At 62.2% G+C, this 20874-nt stretch carries 18 protein-coding genes; 5 read left to right on the top strand and 13 right to left on the bottom strand.

Annotated features, from left to right (window positions below):
• Nucleotide 1: 1 nt before the first annotated feature.
• Genes D8U70_RS14055 through D8U70_RS14040 form a run of 4 tightly spaced genes read right to left on the bottom strand, consistent with a single transcriptional unit; the run spans nucleotide 2 to nucleotide 7747 of the window.
• Nucleotides 2-4576 carry an alpha-2-macroglobulin gene (locus D8U70_RS14055; RefSeq protein WP_130929122.1) on the bottom strand — a complete coding sequence of 1525 codons (4575 nt, stop codon included), beginning with the start codon at nucleotides 4574-4576 and terminating at the stop codon, nucleotides 2-4.
• On the bottom strand, nucleotides 4573-5223 hold the full coding sequence (locus tag D8U70_RS14050; protein ID WP_071173713.1) for a DUF1175 family protein: 651 nt from the start codon (nucleotides 5221-5223) through the stop codon (nucleotides 4573-4575). Before D8U70_RS14050 ends, D8U70_RS14055 begins: the two co-directional genes overlap by 4 nt.
• Nucleotides 5208-6920: a DUF2138 domain-containing protein gene (locus tag D8U70_RS14045; RefSeq protein ID WP_130929121.1), complete on the bottom strand. Its 1713-nt coding sequence runs from the start codon at nucleotides 6918-6920 to the stop codon at nucleotides 5208-5210. The genes D8U70_RS14050 and D8U70_RS14045 overlap by 16 nt, the downstream gene beginning before the upstream one ends.
• A 35-nt stretch (nucleotides 6921-6955) precedes the next feature.
• Nucleotides 6956-7747 carry a DUF2135 domain-containing protein gene (locus D8U70_RS14040; RefSeq protein WP_024014479.1) on the bottom strand — a complete coding sequence of 264 codons (792 nt, stop codon included), beginning with the start codon at nucleotides 7745-7747 and terminating at the stop codon, nucleotides 6956-6958.
• A 278-nt stretch (nucleotides 7748-8025) separates the two neighbouring features.
• Here D8U70_RS14040 and D8U70_RS14035 point away from each other — a divergent pair, with 278 nt between their 5' ends.
• The 5 genes from D8U70_RS14035 to D8U70_RS14015 all read left to right on the top strand — a co-directional run bounded on the left by D8U70_RS14035 (nucleotide 8026) and on the right by D8U70_RS14015 (nucleotide 14405).
• The gene (locus tag D8U70_RS14035; RefSeq protein WP_130929120.1) at nucleotides 8026-9159 is read left to right on the top strand and encodes a Fic family protein; all 1134 of its coding nucleotides are present in this window, start codon (nucleotides 8026-8028) and stop codon (nucleotides 9157-9159) included.
• Nucleotides 9160-9264: 105 nt separating this feature from the next.
• Entirely contained in the window at nucleotides 9265-9507 is a 243-nt protein-coding gene (locus D8U70_RS14030; protein WP_016772991.1) for an exodeoxyribonuclease VII small subunit, read from the top strand.
• A complete protein-coding gene (gene ispA / locus D8U70_RS14025; RefSeq protein WP_130929119.1) occupies nucleotides 9504-10391 on the top strand; it encodes a (2E,6E)-farnesyl diphosphate synthase in 888 nt (295 codons plus the stop codon). Before D8U70_RS14030 ends, ispA begins: the two co-directional genes overlap by 4 nt.
• A 91-nt stretch (nucleotides 10392-10482) precedes the next feature.
• On the top strand, nucleotides 10483-12381 hold the full coding sequence (gene dxs / locus D8U70_RS14020) for a 1-deoxy-D-xylulose-5-phosphate synthase (protein ID WP_073475710.1): 1899 nt from the start codon (nucleotides 10483-10485) through the stop codon (nucleotides 12379-12381).
• 140 nt (nucleotides 12382-12521) lie between these two features.
• Nucleotides 12522-14405 (top strand): TonB-dependent receptor, encoded by a 1884-nt coding sequence (locus D8U70_RS14015; RefSeq protein ID WP_130929118.1) that lies wholly within the window; start codon nucleotides 12522-12524, stop codon nucleotides 14403-14405.
• A 137-nt stretch (nucleotides 14406-14542) separates the two neighbouring features.
• Here the strand turns inward: D8U70_RS14015 and D8U70_RS14010 are convergent, their stop codons facing one another.
• From D8U70_RS14010 to ribBA, 9 genes are all read right to left on the bottom strand, one after another.
• Nucleotides 14543-15343 (bottom strand): cobalamin-binding protein, encoded by an 801-nt coding sequence (locus D8U70_RS14010; RefSeq protein ID WP_130929117.1) that lies wholly within the window; start codon nucleotides 15341-15343, stop codon nucleotides 14543-14545.
• A complete protein-coding gene (locus D8U70_RS14005) occupies nucleotides 15343-15762 on the bottom strand; it encodes an MFS transporter (RefSeq protein ID WP_130929116.1) in 420 nt (139 codons plus the stop codon). Before D8U70_RS14005 ends, D8U70_RS14010 begins: the two co-directional genes overlap by 1 nt.
• Nucleotides 15759-16376, bottom strand: a complete 618-nt coding sequence (gene ribA / locus D8U70_RS14000; RefSeq protein WP_041477692.1) for a GTP cyclohydrolase II — start codon at nucleotides 16374-16376, stop codon at nucleotides 15759-15761. The genes D8U70_RS14005 and ribA overlap by 4 nt, the downstream gene beginning before the upstream one ends.
• A gap of 144 nt (nucleotides 16377-16520) precedes the next feature.
• A complete protein-coding gene (locus D8U70_RS13995; RefSeq protein WP_071173721.1) occupies nucleotides 16521-17258 on the bottom strand; it encodes a transporter substrate-binding domain-containing protein in 738 nt (245 codons plus the stop codon).
• A 25-nt stretch (nucleotides 17259-17283) separates the two neighbouring features.
• On the bottom strand, nucleotides 17284-17787 hold the full coding sequence (locus tag D8U70_RS13990) for a phosphatidylglycerophosphatase A (RefSeq protein ID WP_039761886.1): 504 nt from the start codon (nucleotides 17785-17787) through the stop codon (nucleotides 17284-17286).
• Nucleotides 17784-18749 (bottom strand): thiamine-phosphate kinase, encoded by a 966-nt coding sequence (gene thiL / locus D8U70_RS13985; RefSeq protein ID WP_130929115.1) that lies wholly within the window; start codon nucleotides 18747-18749, stop codon nucleotides 17784-17786. Before thiL ends, D8U70_RS13990 begins: the two co-directional genes overlap by 4 nt.
• Nucleotides 18750-18776: 27 nt before the next feature.
• Nucleotides 18777-19277 (bottom strand): transcription antitermination factor NusB, encoded by a 501-nt coding sequence (gene nusB, locus D8U70_RS13980; protein ID WP_122506600.1) that lies wholly within the window; start codon nucleotides 19275-19277, stop codon nucleotides 18777-18779.
• Nucleotides 19274-19750: a 6,7-dimethyl-8-ribityllumazine synthase gene (gene ribE / locus D8U70_RS13975; protein ID WP_003228649.1), complete on the bottom strand. Its 477-nt coding sequence runs from the start codon at nucleotides 19748-19750 to the stop codon at nucleotides 19274-19276. The genes nusB and ribE overlap by 4 nt, the downstream gene beginning before the upstream one ends.
• Before the next feature lie 90 nt (nucleotides 19751-19840).
• Nucleotides 19841-20874: bifunctional 3,4-dihydroxy-2-butanone-4-phosphate synthase/GTP cyclohydrolase II (ribBA, locus tag D8U70_RS13970; protein ID WP_130929114.1), on the bottom strand; the 1034-nt coding region annotated here is incomplete at its 5' end.

Raw genomic sequence — 20874 nt, 5'->3', positions numbered from 1 at the left:
GTCAGTTGACCGTGACCTGACCGAGGGCGGCTTTCGCCTCCTGGGCCTGATGCTGCGGTGCATACACCTGCTTGAAGCGTACCGGTGGCAGGTTGAACTGCCCCTTCTGCGAGAAGCGCACCAGATGACGCAGGCGCAACTCGCCACTCAGCGCGTCGACCGGCACCGCGTATGCCAGTTGTCCCGGTTCGAAACGCGCCTTCTCCAGCGCGGTCGGTTCGGTGCCGTCCTTGCCCTGCAACTTGATGCCCCACGTCGTGCGCTCGACATCCGCGCCCGGTGGCAGCGGCACTTCAAGCATGCCGTAGCGCAGCGGTTTCGCTGCCTTGCTGGTGAGGATCACCTCGTCCAGGTACAGGCTGTCGCTGGACAACGGTTTAGTGCCGACCGGCTCGAGTTTGAAGGTGAACGCTTCGTCGCCCGGCACCAGACGCGACAGGCGCCGGGTGATAGTCACGGCCATCGGATCGACCTGCGGCTGTTGCGTCTGGAAGCTCAGCGCTGCACGCAGCGGCCGCTCTTGCGTGCCGGACACGCTCAGCACGCTCGGCAGCGGCGCCGCGCCCTGCCATGTCCAGTACATCTCGCCGCTGGCGCCGTGGTTTTTCTTCCAGCCTTCACCCGGCATCAGCGCGATGGTCGGCGAAGCCTGAGCGATGCTGCGTTGCAGCCAGGTCAGCGCCAGTGCACGTTCCAGTGTCGATTGCTGCGGCAACAGACGTTGCAGCAGCGCTGTCGCACGAGCCTGATCAAACGGTTGCAGCGACAGGTTCAGCGCTTCGACGAAGGGCTGCGAGCTGACCGCCAGACGTTGTTGCGCTGCGCCCAGTTGACGATTGAATGCCTCCGGCAGAGCAACTTTTACCTGCGAGGCCAACGATGCAGTGAGTACCCGTGCCGTCGCCAGACCGAGCGCCGAATCCGGGTCGTTCATCACCAGACTGTCCTGGCCGTCGTCGAGCAAGGTTTCGGCAGCGCCTTCACCGGCCTTGGCCAGATCGTCGATCAAACCGCTGAGCAGCGTGTTCACTGGCAGCTGCATCTGTTTGGCGAACGACAGAATCAGCGCCCGTTGCAGCAATGGCGTATTCGGCGCCTGCTTGGCATAAACCTCCAGCACCCGCTGCCAGTGCTCCGGCGGCAGGGTCAGGTCGAGTACGCGGCTGGCATTCCAGTCGGCGTAATAGGCATAGGCGGTGAGAAATGCATCCGGCTCGCCGTCGTAGCCCCACCAGGTGAAGCTCGCCGACGGCCCGGCCATTTGCACCAGGCGCAGGCGGCTGTTCTGCATGATCAGGCGCAAGCGATCGCGAATCTGCGGGTTCGAAGCCAGCGATGGATAGGCGATGCTCAACGGCAGCAAGCGACTGGCGGTCTGCTCGACGCCGCCGTACGGGTAGCTCAGCAGATCATCGAGGGCGGAACGGAACAGCGCTTGCGGACTGTCATCCAGACGCAGGCGGATATCCGTGGCATCCGCCGGAAAACTCAACGGCGTGTCGCCGCTGACAACTTCGAGGCTTTGTGTCTGGGTGACCGGCCAGCCTTCACCGGTGGCACTCAAGCGCACAGCCAGGGCATCGGCGACTTTGCCATCCTGCACCAACTGCGCCGTCCACTCGCCAGAGGCCAAAGCGAACGCCGGCAGTGGCAGGTAGTTGATGCCGCTGTTCAAAGTCACCGGCAGACGTTGTTCGGTACCGGCATAGTGAGTCACCAGTTCAGCCTTGACCGGTTTCTCTGCCTGACTGAAAGCGAACACGCCCAGTTGCGGCTGATCGCCCTTGCGGAATCTGCTCGGCCCGCTCCACTTCAGGTATAGCGGTTTTTCCGAACGGACAAACTGCTTCTTCTGCCCGACCTGACCGTCATCGGCAATCGCCCGCGCGGTGATGCGCCAGCGGGTCAGCGAGTCCGGCATCTTGAAGGTGAAGCGGGTTTTGCCGTCGGCGCCGGTCAACAACTCCGGCTGCCATGCAGCGGTGTCGACGTCTTCACGGCGCGGACGCTCAAGCACTTTCACGCCGCGCTCGCTGCGATTGGCCTTGCCCGGTGCGCCGGGGCTGCCCGGCAATGCCACGTCGTAGCTGATGAATGACAGGCTGGCACTGGTACGCACGTTGTTGCGCCGCGGGTGATAGAAGAACTGGTCGATGCTCGGCGCGACTTCCGGTTGCAGCGCGTAGACCATTTCGTCGACCACGCTGACCGTCAGATGCGCCGGAACCGCTTTGCCGGCGAACTGCGTGGTGAGGTCGACCGTGACCGTATCGCCCGGCAGGTAAACCGCTTTGTCGGTGCTGATCGCCACGTCGATTTGCGGCGCGACCACTTTGATCCCGGCGTTCTGGAAACTGTACTGACCGCCCTTGGTGTAGAGCACGGAGAAGGTCAGGTTCGGCGCGAAGTTATCCTTCACCGCAATGCGCGCGCGGTATTGGGTGTCGCTGAGTTTTTCCAGCTTCAACCAGTCAGCGCCCTTGGCCAGCAGCGCAGTGGCCTCGACCTTGTCGCGCTCCAGCGACAGCAGTGCATCGCTGACCGGCTCAGGGAAGGTGATCAGCGCCAGCGCTTCTTCGCCCGCCTTGTACTCGGGCTTGTCGAGGACGATTTCCACGGTACCCGGCACCGCTTTCACACCGTCGCCGGTGACCGAATGGCTGGTGGCGCCGAGGACGCGACCGTGTTGATCCTTCAGCGTCAGGTTGTAGGTGCCCGGACGTTCGAAGGCGAGGCTGAAGCCTTTGTCCGTTGCGGCGAGTTTGCCTTCGCCGGTGCTCTGATTTTCCAGGCGCACCCAGGCGTAGCTGCTCGGCGTTACGGCTTTGCTTTGTTCGGTGCCACCCTCATTCGCGTAGCTGAAGACAACCTTGTCGCCGACCGCGCTGAACCGCTGCGGCGCGCTCAAGCGGAAGCTCGCCGCACCACGGTCGATGAGGATTTCCTTGGTGGTCTTGACCCGATAAGCCGCGCCGTCGCTGGCAAACACAGTGAGCATGTAGCGGCTTGGCTTGTCGGCGGCTGGCAGATCGAGGGTCGCGTTGCCCTTGCTGTCGGTGGTCAGTTCGGTGCTGGTCAGCTCCACCGGAAATTGCCCGAGGTATTGCAGCTCGTTGTCGACCATCGACAGTTGCTGGGCGCGCAGGCTCAGGCTCAATTTGGCGTTGGCCACCGGTTTGCCGTCCGGGTAGAGCAACACCAGACTGCCTTTCACCGGCTCACCGGTACGGTAATCCTGCTTGGCCAGATTCAGCGAGATTTCGAAGTGCGGCTTGATGTATTCAGCCACACGGAAAGCACTGCTGTAGGCCTGCTCCTTGTAGTTGAAACGGATCTCGTAACCACCGGCCACGGCGTTATCCGGCAACTGGAAACGGCCCTGAGTACCGGCCTTGGAATCCAGTTTCAGATCGAGGGTCTGCAATTCGGTCCCCGTGGCATCAAGCACGCTGACACTGACATCCGCCGCACCCGGCAACACCGAATCACGGGCATTCTTGAACTCGCGACCGACGATTTTCAACGACACCCAATCGCCCGGACGATACAGCGGCCGGTCGGTGAAGGCGTAAAGTTTGGTGTCGTAGATTTCGCTGTCGTAGTAGAAGTTTTCCGAGACGAACACGCCGCCCTCTTCGTCCTCGCCGATGACGAACGAGCGCTCCGGGCTGACGTGTTTCAGGCGCAGCAGACCGTCGGCATCGGTAGCACCGCTGCTCATCACGCCGAGGCCATCGGTCCACAGCACGTTGACCTTCGGCACCGAACTGCCTTCGTGTTTGCGCGCGGCCCAGACCAGCAGTTCATCGCCGGCAATCTTGCTCACCGCGACGGTGTTGGAGACGAAAACCATGGTGGTCGCGCGGTACTTGCCGATCAGCGCTTCAACCAGATACAGCCCCGGCTTCAGGTTACCCAGCGGGATGTAGACGTTGCCCGGCGCGACGCTGACAAAGTCGCTGGACGAGCCGGCCAGATTGACCCCGGCCGGCGGCTGAATCGGCTTGGCCTGCCACAGCGGATAACGGAACTGGCTGACCACCGGCAAACCCGGGATCAGCGCGAATTGCGGCTGCGCGTCGTACGGCGTCGGCGCGGCCATGGCCTCGCCCATTTTCAGCTCCGGCACTTCTTCGGTGACCTGCTTGCGCGACTCGTAGGAGAACGCACGCTGCATCACCCGGCGGGATTTGCGATACCAGTTGTCCCACAGATACGCGAGGGTGTTGGACAGACCTTCGCCCTTGAACTGGCCGTCGCTGACGACGCGATGCAGGTTCTTCTGGCGCTTGAGGAAATCCAGCGGCTTGTCGATGCGATACACGCGAATGTCGGCGCCGCCGTACGGTTCCATACGGAAACGCCGGTAGTCACGACCCGGGGCTTCGAGGCGGACCATCGCCGGCTCGTCGCTGGCAAAACTGCTATCGGCGAGCAAGAAAAAACTCTCACCGGCCACCGGCGTGTAATTGCTCGGCTCCACCGAGTCTTCGGCGTTGACGCAGGTAAACGGCAGCAACAACGCCAACAGCAAGGAAATTCGCGAACAGATACGCAACATGCGGGCACCGGTCATTGGGAAAGAAAGTTCAGTCGATAGACGCCGATGAAGTTGGGGTTGGCTGCGTCGGGTATCCATCGGGTGTCCTTCCATGTCATGAGTTGCTGCAGGCTTGCCGAACGCATGCCGTTGTCAGTGGGGGTGGTGGTGCCGGTGTGATAGGCGATGTAGCGGCCCATCCAGATCATCAGGTGCTGGTCGTCGCCCTGATCGAAAAACATCAGGTCACCGGGCCGCGCCTGCGACACATCGCGGCCGACCAGATGGCTGTTGAACTGAATCAGTTTGATCGCGTTGACGTACGGCCCGACCTTGCCGCCGCCCTGCTGCCACTGTTGCGCGAGCTTGCGTTGCGCATCGCTCAGCGCCAGTTCCGGCGGCAGATAGCGATTGGACAGACCATTGCTGCGCAGCCATTTGTCGTCATGGACTTTCAGCGCTTCGTTGGCGGCAAAGCGCACCAGGCCGGCGCAGTCCTGCTGATACCAGCGCGGGCTCGGGCCTTGGCTCAATTGCTCTTGAGCAATACGCACAAACCAGGCGCGAAACACTTGGGATTGCGCCGGGTCGAGCGCTGGCGCTTCAACCGCACGGGCGCCTGCGCTCAGCAGCAACGCAAGCAAGCCGAGGCTGCGGATCAGTGCGCTCACAGCGCTTTCCATTCCAGCGGCAGCCATTGCCAGTGGCCGTCAGGCTCGCTGCCTTCGGGCAGGGTCAGGGCATATTTGCCGTAACCGCCAAGGGTGCGCAGTTTCGGCATCAGGTAGGTTTGCGCAGCGTTATAAAACACCGGCTCCATGTCCTGCGGCAGGCTGTCGAGGGTTTCGCGCTGCATCAGTTGCGCCATCGCGTCCGGGCCGAAGTAGATCGGCATCAGTACGTCTTTTGGCAAAACGTCGGCCATCGGCGGGAAGCGCTTGTCGAGGGTGCCGAGGGCTTTGTCGACGAGTTTGTCGTCGAGGGAGAACAGCAGCGTCGAGCCGTGACGGGCGAGGCTGACTTTCATGAACGCCTTGCCGGAAATCGCCTCCGGGTTTTCAGCGGTCTTCGCCGCGTACGGACCGAAACTGGAACTGACCTGACGCTGCCAGACGTGGCTCTGGCCCTCCTGCTTGTCGATCACCGGGAAAACGCTTTCGGCGACGTTGGCTTCGAACGCGCCGACCATCGAACCGAACAACTTGCCCAGATCAGCGTCGAGTTTGCTGCTGTCCTCGTCTTTGAGGCTGGCGACCAGCAGAGGTGTGTACAACCGGGAATCGGCGTACCAGCACAGGCCGGCCGCGCCAGCGACGTGTTCGGTCAGCGTTTGCGCAACAGCTTCATCGGCACCGAGTTTGATCAATATCGGTTTCTGCGGCTCGGCCGCCACCGGCAGGGTCACGCAAGCGCTCGCCCCCAACGGCATCGCCTGCCAGACCGGTTTGAAATCGAAGTCCGGCTGATTTTCCAGTTCGTCCATGGCCAGATAGCTGTGCCAGCCCTTGTCGTCCATGTCGAAACGCAGGCCGGCGAAATTCGGAATGAAGCGCTGATAGCCCATGGCGAGGACGCTGGAATTGACCGACAGACGCTGCTTGGTTTCCGGGTTTTTCGCTGGCAAGCCGAACGCTTCGGGGAAGAGTTTTTCACCGTTGAGCAACGCCGCCATCGCTTGCGTGGAAACGCGGCCCGACTCCTCCGAGACGCCGCTCTCGGGGTCGTAGTACTTGGCTGGATTGGACAACACCACCAGCTTGTCGCCGCGCGACGCGAACAGCAGTGATTTGCTGGCGTTGTAGCTGAGTTGATACAGCGGCACGTCATCGCCGCCGACTTTGAGAGTGCCGAAGATGCTGAGCTGAGTGTCATCCAGCGCCACTTTCGCCAATGGCTCGATCAGCTTGGCCAACCCGCCGCGATCCATCACCAGCAGGAAATCCTTCAAGCGACCATCCGCACCGCGCCACAACGCCACATCGGCCGGTTGATCAAAAAGCTGCTCGATCAGGCTGTCCTGCAATTTGAGGTCATGCTCGTAGATGATCCGCCGCAGGCTGCCAATCAGGCCGAGGCGGTCGGCGTGAGTTTCGTAATAGAAGACGAAATCCTCGGTGAGCGTGGCCTTGAGGAACGGCACCGTCAGCAGGTCCTTGGGCAACTGGCTCAGTGAACGGGTTTCGAGCAAGGCGTCCGGACGACCGAGGCCGAGCTTGTCACTGGCAAGTGTCGCCGGCGGCGCTTTGGGCTTGAGCAGCAGCCAGCCGAAACCGCCCGCCACACCGGCCACCAGGCACAGGCCGAGCAATACCAGCGGCCAGCGCCGCGAAGGTTTGGCCGCCGGTGTCGCGGCAGCTGGAGTCACAGTGTTATCGCTCATGTTCACAACATCCGAGTTCATCCGTGGCGGGATGCTTAATAGTTGAAAGTCTTGACCAGCAGCAGATCACCGATCGCCCGCAGGGGCACGATGAAGGTTTCGCGTTTTTCGTCGACGGTGTTTTCGTTGAGCACCAGAGTGATCTGCGAGGTGATCACCTCGTTCTGATTACTGGTTTCCTCGAAGTTATAGCCACCATCGCCGTAATTGCCCCAATAGTTGACGTAGACCAGATACGTGCCGTGCAGCGGCGCGGTCATGGTGAACATTTCCGGGCCGGGGCCGTCGACACCATCCGGGTCGAGGCCGCCGCCATTGCTCAGCGCCGGCCGTGCCCAAAAGGCATGCTGACCGTCGGGGGTGACAATATGCAGATCCAGCTCGGCTTTCGGGTCGTCCCATCCCAAGACAAGACGAATCTTCGCCGGCGTGCGCAGATTATTTGCTTCATAAAATTGCACGCGCTTGAGCGACTGGCCCTCGGCGCTGATCACTTCGACGCTGTTGGAACCGGCGCCAAATGCGTAGGGCCGGGCAAAACGTCCCTGATCATCGGTGTACAGATTCAATGGATTGCCGTTGACGGCGAGGCTGTGCGGCGGACGCATGTGGCCGAGGGCTTTGAGCTGGCCCTGGATCATCGTGCGATTGCGCTGAATGCCGCGATCGATCGGCGGCGTCGGGTAGGCGACCTGCGGATTTTCCGAACGATCGAGCAGGCCGTGATAACGCCAGCCGCCGACCGGCTCGGACAACTGCGCAGTCGGCGCGGCCCACAGCGCAGGCGCGCAGGCGAGGCCGATCAGCAGCAAAAGAAATGAACGCATGTGACGCCTCCTGCCATGCCTTGAACGAAACCTTGCACCCGATCCTCGGTACTTCACAGCGGTGAACTGCGTTTCGTCTGAATGCCCCGCAACTGTCGGGGCCGTAGAAGCGGCGAAGATTAGCGATTCGGCAGTTTTTTAACAATCGGATACATGTGTGATTGCTGTAGGAATCTCGCCATCCGGGTAGACGATGAGCCGAATAGCCGGCATATTCGGCTCACCAAATGAGCCGAATAGCGTTTTTATTCGGCTCACGCTTCTACGACAGGTGATCAATGACCGCACATTGGATCTGGCAACAACCGGATTGGCCCAACTTCAACTGGCAAGCAGAGCGCCTCGCCCCGCTGCTGCGCGAGTGCGTGCAGATGCAGGGCCGACTGTTGGGAATGGCCGGCGCAGTGGGCGATTCGATGAGCGCACAGAGCGAGCTCGATGCGTTGCTTCAGAACATCGTCACCTCCTCCGCCATCGAAGGTGAGCAACTGAATGTCGGCTCCGTGCGCTCTTCTCTGGCCCGGCGCCTGGGTCTGGAATGGGTTGATCGCGATAGCGTCAGCCAGCGTAGCGAGGGCTTGGCGCAATTGATGCTCGATGCCACCCATGGCTTCGACGAGCCGCTGACCCTGGCCCGATTGCTGGAATGGCACACCTGGCTTTTCCCCGCCGAGGAAGCGATGTTCAGCGCGCGGCCAATACTCGTCGGTACCTTGCGCGGCGACGAACCGATGCAGGTGGTGTCCGGACGACTCGACCGACCAACGGTTCACTTTGAGGCGCCACCGCGCCTAGGGCTGGAACAGCAAATTGAGCGTTTTTTGAGCTGGTTCGAAGCCAGCCGCGATCAGGTTTCGCTGGATCCGCTGTTACGCGCAGGCATCGCGCATTTCTGGTTTGTCACTCTGCACCCTTTCGACGACGGCAACGGTCGTCTGACCCGCACCATCACCGATCTGGCGCTGGCGCAAGGCGAAGCGCAGGCGATCCGCTTCTACGCGATGTCCGCAAGCATTCTCGAGGATCGCGCCGGTTATTACCGGATTCTGGAGTCGAGCCAAAAGACCACGCTCGATATCACCGAATGGCTGACCTGGTTTTTGCAGACACTGCTGCGCAGCCTGCAGCAAGCCATCACCCGGATAGATTCGGTGTTGGGCAAGACTCGCTTCTGGCAGGCGCACCGCGAATCCGACCTTTCAGCGGAGCAGATCAAAGTGCTCAATTGCTTGCTCGATGGCGGTGAGCGCGGTTTCGAACAGGGCCTCAGCGCAGGGCAATATCAAGCGGTTGCGAAAGTATCCAAAGCCACCGCGACGCGGCATCTGGCGGAGTTGCTGGACAAGGGCTGCCTGCAACGCCTGCCGGGCGGCGGACGCAGTACGCGTTACAAAATCAACTATCCGGATTGACTCGCCGACCGTTATGGAGGGGCCTAGCGACGGCCCGCTCATTTGCCCATACCCCCCCTATCTGCTAGTGTCGCGCCGGTTTAACGTCTACCGGAAATTGCCGCCATGGCCCGCAAAAAAGCTGCACTGGATTTCGAACAATCCCTCGCCGACCTGCAAACACTGGTCGAGCGTCTGGAGAACGGTGAATTGTCGCTGGAAGACTCGCTGACCGCTTTCGAGCAGGGCATCGGCCTGACCCGTGACTGCCAGGCGGCGCTGGCCCAGGCCGAGCAGAAAGTGCAGGTGCTGCTGGAGCGTGATGGCGAGCTCGCCGAGGAACCCTTCGACGCGGATGAGCCAGAATGATCGCGACGTATTCGGCGAGCAGTCAGGCCCGGGTCAACGCGGCGCTGGAGACGCTGTTCAACGCGCCGCTGCCGGAACTGGCGCGGCTCTACGAAGCGATGCGCTACAGCGTGATGAACGGCGGCAAACGCGTGCGCCCGTTGCTGGCTTACGCGGCGTGCGAAGCCCTCGGTGGCCAGGCTGAACAGGCCAGCGGCGCGGCGTGTGCGGTCGAGTTGATCCACGCCTACTCGCTGGTGCACGACGATTTGCCGGCGATGGACGATGACGATCTGCGTCGCGGCCAGCCGACGACCCACAAGAAATTCGACGAAGCCTGCGCGATCCTCGCCGGTGACGGCTTGCAGAGCCTGGCCTTCAGCGCCCTGCTCGACCCGCGCCTGAGCGATTGCAGCAGCGACATCCGTCTGCAGATGGTCTCTGCGCTGGCCCATGCAGCCGGCCCTGCGGGCATGGTCGGTGGTCAGGCCATCGATCTGGGTTCGGTCGGTCTCAAGCTCGATCAAACAGCCCTGGAACAGATGCACCGGCACAAGACCGGCGCGCTGATTGAAGTCAGCGTCAGGCTCGGCGCCCTGGCCAGCGGCCGCGCCCAGCATGATCAGCTTCAGGCGTTGCAGACTTATGCACAGGCCATTGGTCTGGCCTTTCAGGTGCAGGACGACATCCTCGACGTGGAAAGCGATACCGCAACTCTCGGCAAACGCCAGGGCGCCGACATTGCCCGCGACAAGCCAACCTACCCGGCCCTGCTCGGCCTCGAAGCCGCAAAGGCCTACGCTCTGGAACTGCGCGATCAGGCCCTGCAGGCGCTGCGACCGTTTGACGCGGTCGCCGAGCCGTTGCGCGAGCTGGCCCGGTATATCGTCGAGCGGCGCAACTGACGGCGTATCGGCCAAAAAAGACCAACGCGTGGGCAGGGGGCGATGCATCAGGTAAACTGCCGCATCTTTTATACCTATAACGATTCGCCTGATGCCCACGACGTTTCATGAGATTCCCCGCAAGCGCCCGACCACGCCCCTGCTCGACCGTGCGAACACGCCGGACGGCCTGCGCCGGTTAGGCGAAGCCGAGCTGGAAACCCTGGCTGATGAGTTGCGCCTGGAATTGCTCTACACGGTCGGCCAGACCGGTGGGCATTTCGGTGCCGGCCTGGGCGTGATCGAGCTGACCATCGCGCTGCATTATGTCTTTGACACCCCGGACGACCGTCTGCTGTGGGACGTCGGGCATCAGGCGTATCCGCACAAGATCCTCACCGGTCGCCGCGAGCGCATGGCCAGCCTGCGTCAGAAGGACGGCATTGCCGCGTTCCCGCGCCGCTCCGAGAGCGAGTACGACACTTTTGGCGTCGGCCACTCCAGCACCTCGATCAGTGCCGCGCTGGGCATGGCCATTGCCGCCCGTCTGCAGGACAGCGATCGCAAGGCTATCGCCGTGATCGGCGACGGCGCGCTGACCGCCGGCATGGCTTTCGAGGCGCTGAACCATGCGCCTGAAGTCAACGCCAACATGCTGGTGATCCTCAACGACAACGATATGTCGATCTCGCGCAACGTCGGCGGGTTGTCGAATTATCTGGCGAAGATCCTGTCCAGCCGCACCTACGCGAGCATGCGCGAGGGCAGCAAGAAAGTCCTTTCGCGCCTGCCCGGTGCGTGGGAAATCGCCCGTCGCACCGAAGAATATGCCAAAGGCATGCTGGTCCCTGGCACCCTCTTCGAAGAGCTGGGCTGGAATTACATCGGCCCGATCGACGGCCACGATCTGCCCACCTTGATCGCCACGCTGCGCAACATGCGCGATCTCAAAGGCCCGCAGTTCCTGCATATCGTCACCAAGAAAGGCAAAGGCTTCGCCCCGGCGGAAGTCGACCCGATCGGTTACCACGCCATCACCAAACTCGAACCTTTGGACGCTCCCGCCGCTGCGCCGAAAGCCGTCAGCGGGCCGAAGTATTCGGCGGTGTTTGGCGAGTGGCTGTGTGACATGGCGGCGGCTGACGCTCGTCTGGTCGGAATTACCCCGGCGATGAAGGAAGGCTCGGATCTGGTGGCGTTCAGCGAGCGCTTCCCCGAGCGTTATTTCGACGTGGCGATTGCCGAGCAGCACGCGGTAACGTTCGCCGCCGGCATGGCCTGCGAAGGCGCGAAACCGGTGGTGGCGATCTATTCGACATTCCTGCAACGCGGCTACGACCAGTTGGTACACGACGTCGCCGTGCAGAACCTCGACGTGCTGTTCGCCATCGACCGTGCCGGCCTGGTCGGCGAAGACGGCCCGACCCACGCTGGCAGCTACGACCTGTCGTACCTGCGGTGCATCCCGGGCATGGTCATCATGACCCCGAGCGATGAAAACGAATTGCGCAAGATGCTCACAACCGGCCACCTCTACAACGGCCCGGCGGCAGTGCGTTACCCGCGTGGCAGCGGGCCGAACGCAGTCATCGAAAAAGATCTCGAAGCGATCGAAATCGGCAAGGGCATTGTCCGTCGTCAGGGCAGCAAGGTCGCCATGCTGGTGTTCGGCGTGCAACTGAGCGAAGCCTTGAAAGTCGCCGAGAAACTCGACGCCACCGTGGTCGACATGCGTTTCGTCAAACCGCTGGATGAAGCGCTGGTGCGCGAGATCGCCGGCAACCACGAGTTGCTGGTGACTATCGAAGAGAACGCAATCATGGGCGGCGCCGGTGGCGCGGTCAGCGAGTTTCTCGCCCGCGAGAACATTCTCAAGTCGATGCTGCATCTGGGCTTGCCGGACATTTACGTCGAGCATGCGAAACCGGCGCAGATGCTTGCCGAGTGCGGGCTGGATGAGGCCGGGATCGAAGCGTCGATTCGCCAGCGGCTGGCATTGCTCGCCCAATAAACGCAATACCCTTGTGGGAGCGAGCCTGCTCGCGAAAGCGGACTGTCAGTCACAGACGAACTGACTGATACACCGCCTTCGCGAGCAGGCTCGCTCCCACATTTGATTTGTGTACACCTGAAACTCCCGTTGGACTGTCCATGAACCTCTCCCGCCTCGCCCTGCCCTTCCTCCTGCTGCCAACCGCCAGCGCCCTTGCCGATACATTCGAACGCGATCAGGCGCTGAAGCTGCCGGACACGCTGATCAGCGCCAATCGTCAGGTCGAGGCGCGCAACGACAGCAGCGCCGCCAACACCGTGTTCACCCGCGAAGACATCGATCGCCTGCAACCCAGCGACGTGCCCGATCTGCTGCGGCGCGTGCCTGGTGTGCAAGTGGCGCAGACCGGCGGGCGCGGCAGCCTGCCGGGGATCTACATTCGCGGCACGCAATCGGCGCAGAGCCTGGTGCTGGTCGATGGCCAGCGCATCGGCAATTCGACTTCCGGCGACAGCAACCTGCAGCATCTGAACATCGAGCAGATCGAGCGCGTCGAAGTGCTGCGCGGTTCGCGCACGGTGATTTACGGCAGCGACGCGATTGGCGGGGTGATCCAGATCTTCACCCGGCGCGGCACCGAGCAAGGCTTGCAGCCACGCCTGCATCTGGGCTTCGGCAGTCAGCAGACCTGGGAACGCAGCCTCGGCTTGTCCGGCGGCGACGAGAAAACCCGCTTCAACCTCGGCGCCAGCCTCGACGAAACGGCCGGGCTCGACCGTACCCACGAGTCGTATCCAAGCGACAGCGACCATGATGCCTACCGCAACAAATCCCTGAGCCTGAGCCTCAGCCACGCGCTGACCGATGACGTCGAAGTCGGCGCCAATCTGCTGGATAACCGTGGCAGGAGCGAATTCGACAACCCGTTCGGCCGCTTCGACATGGACACTTTCGAGTCGGTGCAACAGCAGCCATACAGTGATTTCAATGTCAGCAGCATCAGCAGTTATGTCGATGCGCGGGTCAAGGAAACCTGGAAAACCCGCATTGAATTCGGCCACAGCGAAAACCGCGAAAAGACCTTCGACAAGCTCAGCGACGAGCGAACGGTGTTCAACACCTATCGCGACTCGGTGAACTGGCAGAACGACCTGACGCTGGACGCGCGCAACAGCCTTATCCTCGGTGGTGACTGGTACGAAGACCGGGTCAACAGCAGCACTGCGTTTGACGAGGACAGCCGCTGGAATCGCGCCGCGTTCATCCAGCATCGCTACCAGGCCGACAGCTTCTCTACCGAGATCGGCCTGCGCCACGACGACAACCAGCAGTTCGGCAGCCAGAACACCTGGAGCGGCACCTTCACCCTGCCGCTGAACCCGGACAACGACGTGCTGCTGAGCTACAGCGAAGGTTTCCGCGCGCCGACCTTCAACGACCTGTACTACCCGGATTTCAGCAATCCCGACCTGAAACCGGAAACTTCGAAAAGCTACGAACTGCAATGGCGCAGCCAGTTGAGCGACAGCGCGCGGCTGGAAGCCTCGATTTACCGCACCGACCTGGAAGACGCGATCATCTTCGGCAGCAACTCACGCCCGCAGAACGTTGCGTCAGCGCGCATCAACGGTTTTGAAGCAGCGTTGAAGCAGGAGTTGTTTGGCTGGCAGAGCAATCTTGGCGTGGCGATCATTGACCCACGTGATCGCGATACCGGGCATACGCTGGCGCGACGGGCGCGGCGCACGGCCAGTTGGGATCTGGATCAGCAGTTTGATCGCTTGGGACTCGGCGCCAGTTGGCAATTGGTCAGCGGCAGTTACGACGACTTGAACAACACCCAGTCGCTGGGTGGCTACGGCACGCTCGGGCTGCGCAGCAGTTGGGCGCTGAACCGTGAGATCAAGCTGGATCTGAAGGTGGATAACCTGCTGGACAAGGGCTACAGCCGGGCGAATTACAGCTATGAAGGCGCGCAGTATGGCTATCGTGAGGAAGGTCGGGCGTGGATGTTTGGGGTGACATGGACCCCTGAACTCTGAACTGAGATTTGTGTTGGTTGGCAGGCCTCTTCGCGAGCAGGCTCGCTCCCACAGTAGACTGAGTGCGGCCACACAGTTTGTTTTCAACGCAAATCCAGTGTGGGAGCGAGCCTGCTCGCGAATACAGGCGATGCGGTCTACCGATCCGGCGCGATCGATTGGCAAAGCTTGGCGGTGGCGCTGATCATCTGCCCGCTCGGTCGCTCAAGGCCTTTGTCAGTGACCAATAGCAGTCTCCCCTGCCTGACCGCCGCCACCTGCGGCCAGGCCTTCCACGCCCCTAGCTGGGGCTGATCACCGGCGACAATCACTTCCGGATCACGCTGCAATACCGCCTCGATACTCACCTGCGGTGCCGGCAGATTCAGCTCGGCGAAGACATTGCGCGCGCCGCACACCTCAAGCGCATCGCTGATGATCTGCCCGCCACCGACGGTGTATAGCGGTTTGTCCCAGACTTGATAGAAAACCCGCAGCGGTTCGTCACGGCTATAACGCTGGCGCAGATCATTCAGTTGCTCTCGCAATTCGGCCGCTCGTTTCGCCCCACGTTCTGGACGCCCGAGCTGTTTGCTGATCGCTTCAATTTGCGTCGCCAGTTGCGCCAACGTGTGCGGTTCGGCGACGAAGGTCGGAATGTGCAGGTGCTTGAGCTGATCACGCTGCCCCGCGCCAACACTGCCGGGCCAGAGCAGCAGCAAATCCGGTTTCAGGCTGAGCAAGCGCTCCATGTCGAGCTGGCCGTAGCGGCCCACTGATGGAACATCCGCTATCGCCGCCGGCCGCTCGCCCGCATCCAGTACGCCGACCAGCAGGTCAGCGGAATCCAGTTCAACGACGATTTCAGACAGCGAGGGGGCGAGGCTGACCACACGCAGTGCGGCCAGCGCCGGGCTGCTCAGGGCGAGCAGCAGAACCGCCAGCCACAGGCGATGCATCAGCCGAGTTGTCGCGGAATACGGTAGAGGTAGAACAGCACGGCGGTGGACAGCGCCAGCAACATCAACGGCACGGCTTCGAGGCCGACGAATACCGCCAGTGCGCCAATCCAGGCCGGCAAGGACCCTACCAGCAACGCCGTACGCCGACGCGCCGCAAGGGCAATCCAGGCGGCGGGTTCTTCGGCGGTATCGAGGGCTTTTTGCGTGGCGATCAACGCGTGTTTGTAGCGGGCGAAATACTTCAGGCTGACAAACATCGAGGCGACGCCGGCGATGAACAAAGGCATTGCCAGCACTGGCAGCAGGCCCTGGCCTTCACCGAACAGCGCGTTGAGCACGAACAGCGGCAACAGCGCCAGCGCCAGGTATTGCCACCAGGCCACCGACAACCGCCGCCGCACCTGGCCACGGGTCACGCGCGGTCGGCCTCGCCCTGATGCTCGTTGCCCATCATGTGGTCGAGCTTGCTGGCCTTGGTCGCCAGGTAGAGTTTGTTGTGCGGATTGTGCCCGGTGTGCAGCGGCACGCGCTCGGCGACGACGATGCCCATGTCGGTCAGCGCTTTGACCTTGCGCGGGTTGTTGGTCATCAGGCGCAGGGATTTCACGCCCAGATGCTCAAGCATCGGCAGGCACATGGCGTAGTCGCGCTGATCGGCGGCAAAGCCCAGACGCTCGTTGGCTTCCACGGTGTCGGCGCCGCCGTCCTGCAATTCATAGGCGCGGATCTTGTTCAGCAGACCGATGCCGCGCCCTTCCTGACGCAGATACAGCAGCACGCCACGGCCTTCGCGGGCAATCGCCTGCAACGCGGCTTCCAGTTGCGAGCCGCAGTCGCAACGCTGGCTGAACAAGGCATCGCCGGTCAGGCATTCGGAATGCAGGCGACCGAGTACCGGGGCGCCATCGGCAATTTCACCGAGGCTCAGCACGACGTGCTCACGCCCGGTGCTCTCATCGAGAAAGCCGTGCATGGTGAATTGCGCAAAAGGCGTTGGCAGCTTGGAAGCGGCGACGAAGACGACAGGCACCGATGTGCTCCTGATCTAGAAGACTGAAAATTCGCAGGCGGGCATTGTAACAGCAGGTTCCTGTGGACGCTTAGGCTGAATTATCGGGCATAACCATCAAAAAGTTTGATGACAGCTGCCATGCGCTCCCACAGGACACTGTGATCATTTTGGATCAAACGGATACGGCTGCTGCCACTTCTCGAAGACCGGCTTCAACTCTCCGCTCTTGACCAGCTCCGCCATGCGCCGGTCATACAGCGCCATCAACGCGCGAGCCTGTGGGGTATCGGCGAAACCGAGAAACAGCGGCAACTCAGCCAGATGCGAATAGCGATACTGCGCTGGATCCGCGGCATCGCGCACGACCGCTTCAATCTCGGTCAGCGCATCGATGTAGTAATCCGCCCGGCCCTGCTTGAGCATCAGCAGAATGCCGGTACGTCGTTCGATCTGGTTGAAGCGCTGGATGTTCGGCAAGTAGTTCTCGTAGCGGTAGCCGCGCACCCAGGCCAGACGATATTTGCCCAGGGTCGCCTGGGTCGGCGGCGGGCTGCTGGACAGGCCCAGCGCGTAGATGTGATCAGAATCGAACTTCGATTGCGGGTACAGCACATGCTCGGCTTCGTCGCGGTAGGAGCCGACCAGCGCGTCAACTTCCTTCAACTGCACCAGCCCGATCGACCGGGTGTACGGCACCGTGCGGATATCCAGCTTGACCCCGGCCGGCTCGAACACTTTGCGCAACACGTCCCAGGCCAGACCATGGCCGTCGGCGGCGGTGTAATCCTCCCAGTCTTCGCTGGCCAGATGGATCACCCCAGGCACAGGCGCGGCGGCCTGCGCATGGGCGAACGTGCCCAGCAGAGCCAGAAGCAGCAGCGCCAACCCGCGTCGCAGCATTGCGTGTTTCCTCACGTGAGTCGAATCAGGCGAATACCCAGACCAGCCCTTGCATCGCCAGCCAGGCGAACACACCGGCCAGCACGTCGTCGAGCATGATGCCGACGCCGCCATGCACATGCTTGTCGATCCAGCGGATCGGCCACGGCTTGAGAATATCGAAGAAGCGGAACACCAGAAAACCCGCGAGCAACCAGTACCAGCCTTCCGGCACCAGCCACAGGGTGATCCACATGCCGACCATTTCGTCCCAGACGATGCCTTCGTGGTCGTGCACGCGCAAATCGTCAGCGACTTTGCCGCACAGCCAGAAGCCGAACAGCATGGTGATGCCAAGCATCAGCCAGTAGCCCCAGTCGGGCAGCATCTGCCACAGCGGAATGAACGGCAGCGCCACCAGCGAGCCCCACGTGCCCGGCGCTTTTGGCAAGGTGCCGGAGCCGAAGCCGAACGCGAGGAAATGCCACGGATTGCGCCAGACCGAAGGAGGCACGAATTCGGCAGGGACCTGTTTCGGGTGATCTGTCACGGTGTCTCCTGAAAATGTTGGTAGCCGCGAATCTGCGGAGTGATGTCGTGCCCGTCGCGGTCCAGCAGAAGTACGCCCTGGCCCGGCAGCACACGGCCGATCACATGGATCGGCCAGCCGTCGGCCAGCAGTGCCGGCAATTCGGCGGACGGCAAGGTGAAGGCCAGTACGTAGTCATCACCACCGCTCAATGCCGCGCGCTCGGCACCGCGCTGGCCGAGAAACGCGACTAAAGCATCCGACAACGGTACACGCTCGCGTTCAATCTCAAGTCGCACCTTCGACGCCAGCGCGATATGCCCGCAATCGGCGAGCAGGCCGTCGGAGATGTCCAGTGCCGCCGTGGCCTTGCCGCGCAGGGCCTGACCGAGCGCCAGTTGCGGCTGCGGCGACCAGTAATGCTCGAGCAGCGGCCGGGCGATATGCGCTTCGGCATCACGTTGGGCCAATACCAGCGGCAAGGCGCCGGCGGCATTGCCCAGTTCGCCGCCGACGCAGAGCAGATCACCGGCCTGCGCACCGCTGCGGGTCAAGGCCTGGCCAGCGGGTACGCGGCCGAACACGGTGACCGTCAGGCTCAACGGTCCGCGCGTGGTATCGCCGCCGACCAGCGCGACGCCGCAGCTTTGCGCCATGCGGTTCAAACCCCGGGCATAGGCTTGCAGCCAATCGGCAGTCACCGTCGGCAAGGTCAGGGCAAGGGTAAAGGCAACGGGCGCGGCGCCCATGGCGGCCAGGTCACTGACCGCGACGGCCAGCGAGCGCTGACCGAGCAGAAACGGATCGCAGGGGTCGGCGAAATGCACACCGGCCACCAGCGTATCGGTGGAAACCGCCAACTGTTCCCCAACGGGAACTGCCAGCAAGGCGCAGTCGTCGCCGATCCCCAGAGCAACGCCTTCGCCGCCCTGCGCACAAGGCGCGGCGGCGAAGAAATTGCGGATCAGCTCAAACTCGCCCATGGCCGAGAAAAAGTATTCAAGCGCCGATCAGCGCTTGAACGCCTTCACTTCAGCTTCACGCAGGCGCGGGGCCAGCTTGTCGAGCACGCCGTTGACGAACTTGTGGCCGTCGGTCGAACCGAACACTTTGGCCAACTCGATACCTTCGTTGATCACAACGCGGTAAGGCACGTCGACGCGCTTGAGCAGTTCCCAGGTCGACAGACGCAGAACCGCCAGTTCAACCGGGTCGAGCTCTTCGATCGCCAGATCCAGGCAAGGCGTCAGGGCAGTGTCGATTTCGGTCTTGAACTGCGGAACCCCGTGAAGGATTTCACGGAAGTAGGCGCCGTCGACATCGGAGAAATCGTTATCAACGCGAAACTGCGCTTCGATCTCGTTCAGCGATTGCCGGGCCATGTGCCACTGGTACAGCGCTTGAGTCGCGAGCTGACGGGCTTCGCGACGTTTGGCGCTCTTCGACGGCTTGCCGGCATCCGCAGGTTTCGGATCGCGCGGGTTGAAACGATCGCTTTCGTCGCTAATCACTTGGCCTCCAACTGCGCCAGCAGGCTGACCATTTCCAGAGCGGACAGGGCAGCTTCGGCACCTTTGTTACCGGCCTTGGTGCCGGAACGTTCGATGGCTTGCTCGATGGAATCGACGGTCAGCACGCCGAACGCGACCGGTACGCCGAATTCCATGGAGACCTGGGCCAGGCCTTTGGTGCACTCGCCAGCCACGTATTCGAAGTGCGGAGTACCGCCACGAATGACCGCGCCAAGGGCGATAATCGCTGCGAACTCGCCTTTCTGGGCGACTTTCTGCGCAACCAGCGGGATTTCGAAGGCGCCCGGCGCGCGGATGATGGTGATGTCGCTTTCGCTCACGCCGTGGCGAACCAGGGCATCAACGGCACCGCTGACCAGGCTTTCAACCACGAAGCTGTTGAAGCGGCCCACTACCAGAGCGTAGCGGCCTTTGGGGGCGATGAAGGTACCTTCGATGGTCTTCAGGGTCATTCGTCAGTTCTCTTAAAGAGCCGGGACGCGTCTGCTACGCGCCCCTCAGTGATTATTTGCCGCGAATCGGAGTCCGGAAACAGCCGGTCATTATTCGGAGGGCACGTATTCTACAACTTCCAGATCGAAACCGGATATCGCATTGAACTTCATTGGTGCTGACATCAAGCGCATCTTGCGCACGCCGAGGTCACGCAGGATCTGCGAACCGGCACCGACAATGCTGTAGGTGGTCGGTTTTTTCGGCGCTGCCTGCTCACCGGTTTCACGGATATGCGCCAGCAGCACGTCGCCATCGAGCGGGTGACCGAGCAGCAGCACCACACCGCTGCCGGCCTCGGCGACCGCAGCCATGGCGGCGCGCAGGCTCCAGCGGCCCGGTTGCTTGACCATGAGCAGATCGCGCAGCGGGTCCATGTTGTGCACGCGAACCAGCGTCGGTTCTTCAGCGCAGACAGTGCCCAGCGTCAGGGCCATGTGCACGTCGCCTTCCACCGAATCACGATAGGTCACCAGGTTGAATTGGCCCAGTTCGCTGTCCAGCGGCTGCTCGGCAATCCGCTGAACGGTACGTTCGTGGATCATCCGGTAGTGAATCAGGTCGGCGATGGTGCCGATCTTGATGTTGTGTTCGGCGGCGAATGCTTCGAGTTCAGCGCGACGGGACATGGTGCCGTCGTCGTTCATCACTTCGCAGATCACCCCGCTCGGCTCGAAACCGGCCATGCGCGCCAGGTCGCAAGCGGCTTCGGTGTGGCCGGCGCGAGCGAGAGTGCCGCCGGCCTGGGCCATCAGCGGGAAGATGTGGCCCGGACTGACGATATCTTCAGCCTTGGCGTCCTTGGCCGCAGCGGCCTGCACGGTGCGCGCGCGATCGGCGGCGGAGATGCCGGTGGTCACGCCTTCGGCAGCTTCGATCGAAACGGTGAACTTGGTGCCGAAACCGGAACCGTTGCGCGGCGCCATCAGCGGCAGCTTCAACAGTTCGCAGCGCTCTCGGCTCATCGGCATGCAGATCAGGCCACGGGCGTGCTTGGCCATGAAGTTGATGTGTTCGGCCTGGCAGCATTCGGCGGCCATGATCAGGTCGCCTTCGTTCTCGCGGTCTTCGTCATCCATGAGGA

Origin of the sequence: Pseudomonas sp. Sample_20 (genome assembly GCF_004307585.1) — a bacterium.
GTDB classification, from domain to species: Bacteria; Pseudomonadota; Gammaproteobacteria; order Pseudomonadales; family Pseudomonadaceae; genus Aquipseudomonas; species Aquipseudomonas atacamensis.
Note: the sequence above shows the minus strand (reverse complement) of the source record. Positions and strands in the feature narration are given on the sequence as shown.